A 4,013-nucleotide genomic window follows, 5' to 3' on the forward strand; every position below is an offset into this window, starting at 1 on the left:
TCTTTGATCTATCAAATGTCAATAAAGCCCCTGCTATCTTCGACTTTGAAAAACTCAAATGGATGAATCATAAATATCTTATGCAAACTCCTTCAGAGAGAATATATGAAGTTGGAGCTCGAATCGGTATTGACTTTAGCAAAAAACCAAAAGAATGGTGGCTTTCTTTTATTGAGGCAATGAAAGAGCATTTTGATACTGTGAAGGATGTTGAGCGTATATCATCACAACTTTTTGAAAATTATGAAATAAGGAAAGAAATTATTGATAAACTTAAGGAATACAATTCAAAAGAACTTATTCTGCAATTTAAGAATAGATTAGAAATGCTTGAACCTTTTACTATGGATTCAATTCTATCAATTATTCGCGAACTTGGTAAAGAGCTCAAAATAAAAGGAAAAAATCTCTATTTTCCATTGAGACTTGCAATTACAATGAAGGAAGAAGGAATGGAAGTTCATGAATTTATATATTTCATAGGAAAAGAAGAGTCATTAAGAAGACTGGCAATGGTTTTGGAGGTTTTGGATGCTTAAGATCTACAATGATCTAACAAGAAGACTTGAAGAATTCACAACAAGAGAACCCAATAAGGTATATATGTATGTTTGTGGACTTACCCCCTATGACTATGCACATGCAGGACACGGACGCTCTGCTGTTGTTTATGATGTAATTCATCGATACCTTAGATATCTTGGATACGAAGTTATACATATATCTAACTTCACAGACATTGATGACAAAATTATTGAGAGATCAAATGAACTTAAGGTGAATTTCAAGGAGCTTGCAGAAAAATTTGCATCAATTTATCTTGAAGATCTAAAAAAATTAAATGTTCTCCCTTTATTTGCTTATCCTAGAGCAACCGAATTTATCCCAGAGATAATAGAAATGGTAAAAGTACTTGAAGAGAAGGGATACGCGTACGAGATTTCTGATGGAGTTTACTTTGATGTGAGTAAATTTAAAGATTATGGAAAACTTTCTCACAGAAATATTGAAGAGCTGCAGGCAGGTGCTCGCATTGAAGTTAATCCAGAAAAAAGAAATCCTCTCGACTTTGCTCTATGGAAAAAGGCAAAAGAGGGGGAACCATCCTGGGATAGTCCGTGGGGAAAAGGTCGTCCTGGATGGCACATTGAATGCTCTGCAATGACTCTTAAGATTCTGGGAAACTCATTTGATATTCACGGTGGCGGAGATGATCTTATATTCCCTCATCATGAAAATGAAATTGCTCAATCTGAAGCATATACAGGAGTTGAGCCGTTTGTAAGATTCTGGGTGCATAATGGTATGCTTAATGTAAATAAGGAAAAGATGAGTAAATCTCTTCGTAACTTTTTTAATCTTCACACATTATTAGAAGATTATGATGGGGAGGTTTTAAGATTGTTTTATATATCTGTATCGTATAGGAAGCCTTTAAATTTTGATCTTGAAAGTCTTGAAGTTGCAAGAAAAAATTATGAGTATCTACATAATAGTTATCTTGAATTGAAGAAGTATTTGGCTAAAGGTACCTTAGGCATAAACTCTATTAGGGAACAAATATTCAGTTGGAAAGAACAGTTCCTAAATGCAATGGATGATGATTTTAATACTCCTGTTGCAATTTCGGTACTCTTTGATATATTCAAGTTTTTCAACTCAAATAAAGATAGTATTTCTAAAGAAGATTTAATTTTACTTGATTCTGTACTTAAAGATATGTTTTATATACTTGGCTTTGATAGAATTGGGATTGAAAGGAATATTGATTTCTCCTTTAAAGAAAAAATCGATAGGGTAGTTAGTGAGTTTCTACATGATGAAAGTATAAAGAGAGAACTTGAAGGGAAAGATTTAGGTGATCCAGTTACGGCTCTTAATGCATTGATTGAGATAAGAAACAAATTTAGGAAAGAAAAGAATTTTGCACTTTCTGACAAAATAAGAGATGGACTTAAAGAAATCGGAATAATTTTAGAAGATACAAAAGAGGGAACAAAATATAGATTAGAGGCAACAAATGGATAAAATTAAGAACGAATATTTTATTATAGGCAGAAACCCTGTGCTTGAAGCATTAAGGGCTCATTATCCAATAAGGCTTGTCATCGTTCAAGAAGGAATTGACCTCAAAGAGAGTGTCTTGAATTCAATTTTAGCACATGCAAGGAAGAATGATATTCAAGTCTTATTCAGAGAAAGAAGTTGGTTTGATAGAAGGTTTAAAATAATGAACCATCAAGGTGTAGTTGCTGTAGGTGCTCCATATGAATACAAGGATATTTCGGAACTCAAAATTAAGAAAAATAGTTTGATTCTTATACTTGATCGTATCCAGGATCCGCAAAACTTTGGAGCAATAATAAGGGCCGCCGAATGTGCAGGTGTTAAAGACATAATTATACAGGAGCGGGAATCTTGTGATGTTACTGAGACTGTAATGTCTGTTTCGTCTGGTGCGGTATTCCATGTAAGTATCTATAAGGTTTCAAATTTAGCGCAGGCAATTTCCGAGCTTAAGGAAAACGGAGTTTGGATTATAGGTACAGATATTAATGCGAAAGATCTGTACTTTGAAATTGACTACAAAAATCATCCATTTGCATTCATTATGGGGAACGAAGGAGAAGGTGTAAGGAAAGGCTTGCTTAAAGAGTGTGATTATGTTGTTAAGATCCCTATGAGAGGCAAAGTCAATTCTCTGAATGTTTCCGTTGCAACAGGAATAATCCTTTTTAAAGCATTTGAAGAAAAATTGAAAAATGGAGAGTATAAATAGCTTAAATGAACTTCTTAAATTAGCAAAGACGCACGATAGAAATGCTCAGGAGGAAATCCTTAAGATTTATACACCATTCATTAAAAAGATTGTGCGGTATTATGGTCTTTTTCTTTCTAAAGAAGACAGGGATGATCTTTACCTTGAAGCGCTTTTAGCGGCACTCAAAAGTATTGATGCTTATAACGAAAATTATGGGAATTTTGAAAATTTTTTGTTCATAAATGTTAGAAATAGAATTCTTGATTTTTTACGGAGAAGAAAATTTGAGGTTCCACTTGAAGAAGCAATTTCAAAAACTTATGACTTTGAAAAAGAAATAGAAATTAAAGAAGAAATAGACGAATTCAAAAAATTGCTTGCCCCAAAGGAATTGAAAGTCTTTGAACTATATCTTGATGGCTTAAAAATTGGAGAAATTGCAGATATTCTTCAAGAAGATTACAAGTCAATAGATAACGCAATTCAAAGAATAAAAAAGAAAGTTAAGCAATTTATAGGCTCGAAGTCGGACTAATAATTTTAAGTTGGAAGAATAGAATTTTTAAGAAACGAATATGTTTTAAAGATTTAAGCTCCAAGAAAAGTTTTATCATCTTAAGAGCATTGCCCGATTAAGTAGAAGATTGTTTTTTTAATGAGGTTTACCCCTTGACAAACAGTTCAATATTTGTATAATAAGATTCGGGATGCCGACGTAGCTCAACGGGTAGAGCAACTGACTTGTAATCAGTAGGTTAGCCGTTCAAGTCGGCTCGTCGGCTCCAGTGGGTAGGTAGCCAAGTGGTTAAAGGCGACAGACTGTAAATCTGTTGGCCGTGTGCCTTCGGGGGTTCGAATCCCTCCCTGCCCACCATGTGCGGGAGTGGCTCAGTGGTAGAGCATCAGCCTTCCAAGCTGATCGTCGCGGGTTCGATTCCCGTCTCCCGCTCCAGGTTGCGGGGTGGAGCAGTCAGGTAGCTCGTCGGGCTCATAACCCGGAGGTCGCTGGTTCAAATCCAGCCCCCGCGACCATTAATTTATTTTTAGCTTCCTTTTGAGCCCATGTAGCTCAGTCGGTAGAGCGCGTCCTTGGTAAGGACGAGGTCACCAGTTCAATCCTGGTCGTGGGCTCCATTTTCGTGATTAATGAAAATTATATATAATAGAGATTGCGAAGGAGGTACAACATGGCAACTAAAGAAAAATTTGAAAGGGTAAAGCCACACGTAAACATTGGTACCATTGGTCATAT

At 35.4% G+C, this 4,013-nt stretch carries 3 protein-coding genes, 5 tRNA genes and 1 pseudogene; all 9 read left to right on the plus strand.

Annotated elements, in window-relative coordinates; all coding sequences use genetic code 11:
- Positions 1-539: pseudogene (locus ACP5SP_RS07480) on the plus strand (glutamate--tRNA ligase); the annotation flags it as partial.
- Positions 532-2,028, plus strand: a complete 1,497-nt coding sequence (gene cysS / locus ACP5SP_RS07485; protein ID WP_428076411.1) for a cysteine--tRNA ligase — start codon at positions 532-534, stop codon at positions 2,026-2,028. The pseudogene ACP5SP_RS07480 and the gene cysS, both read left to right, overlap by 8 nt.
- Positions 2,021-2,779 (plus strand): 23S rRNA (guanosine(2251)-2'-O)-methyltransferase RlmB, encoded by a 759-nt coding sequence (gene rlmB / locus ACP5SP_RS07490; RefSeq protein WP_424587164.1) that lies wholly within the window; start codon positions 2,021-2,023, stop codon positions 2,777-2,779. The genes cysS and rlmB overlap by 8 nt, the downstream gene beginning before the upstream one ends.
- Positions 2,763-3,296, plus strand: a complete 534-nt coding sequence (locus tag ACP5SP_RS07495) for a sigma-70 family RNA polymerase sigma factor (RefSeq protein ID WP_424587163.1) — start codon at positions 2,763-2,765, stop codon at positions 3,294-3,296. The genes rlmB and ACP5SP_RS07495 overlap by 17 nt, the downstream gene beginning before the upstream one ends.
- 174 nt (positions 3,297-3,470) lie before the next feature.
- Positions 3,471-3,546, plus strand: a tRNA-Thr gene (locus ACP5SP_RS07500).
- 2 nt (positions 3,547-3,548) lie between these two features.
- Positions 3,549-3,635, plus strand: a tRNA-Tyr gene (locus ACP5SP_RS07505).
- A 3-nt stretch (positions 3,636-3,638) separates the two neighbouring features.
- Positions 3,639-3,713 (plus strand) — tRNA-Gly (locus ACP5SP_RS07510).
- A 3-nt stretch (positions 3,714-3,716) separates the two neighbouring features.
- Positions 3,717-3,793: transfer RNA gene (locus tag ACP5SP_RS07515), tRNA-Met, on the plus strand.
- 26 nt (positions 3,794-3,819) lie between these two features.
- A tRNA-Thr gene (locus tag ACP5SP_RS07520) sits at positions 3,820-3,895 on the plus strand.
- Positions 3,896-4,013 lie beyond the last annotated feature (118 nt).

Source organism: Caldisericum sp., from assembly GCF_049967455.1.
Lineage (GTDB): Bacteria > Caldisericota > Caldisericia > Caldisericales > Caldisericaceae > Caldisericum > Caldisericum exile_A.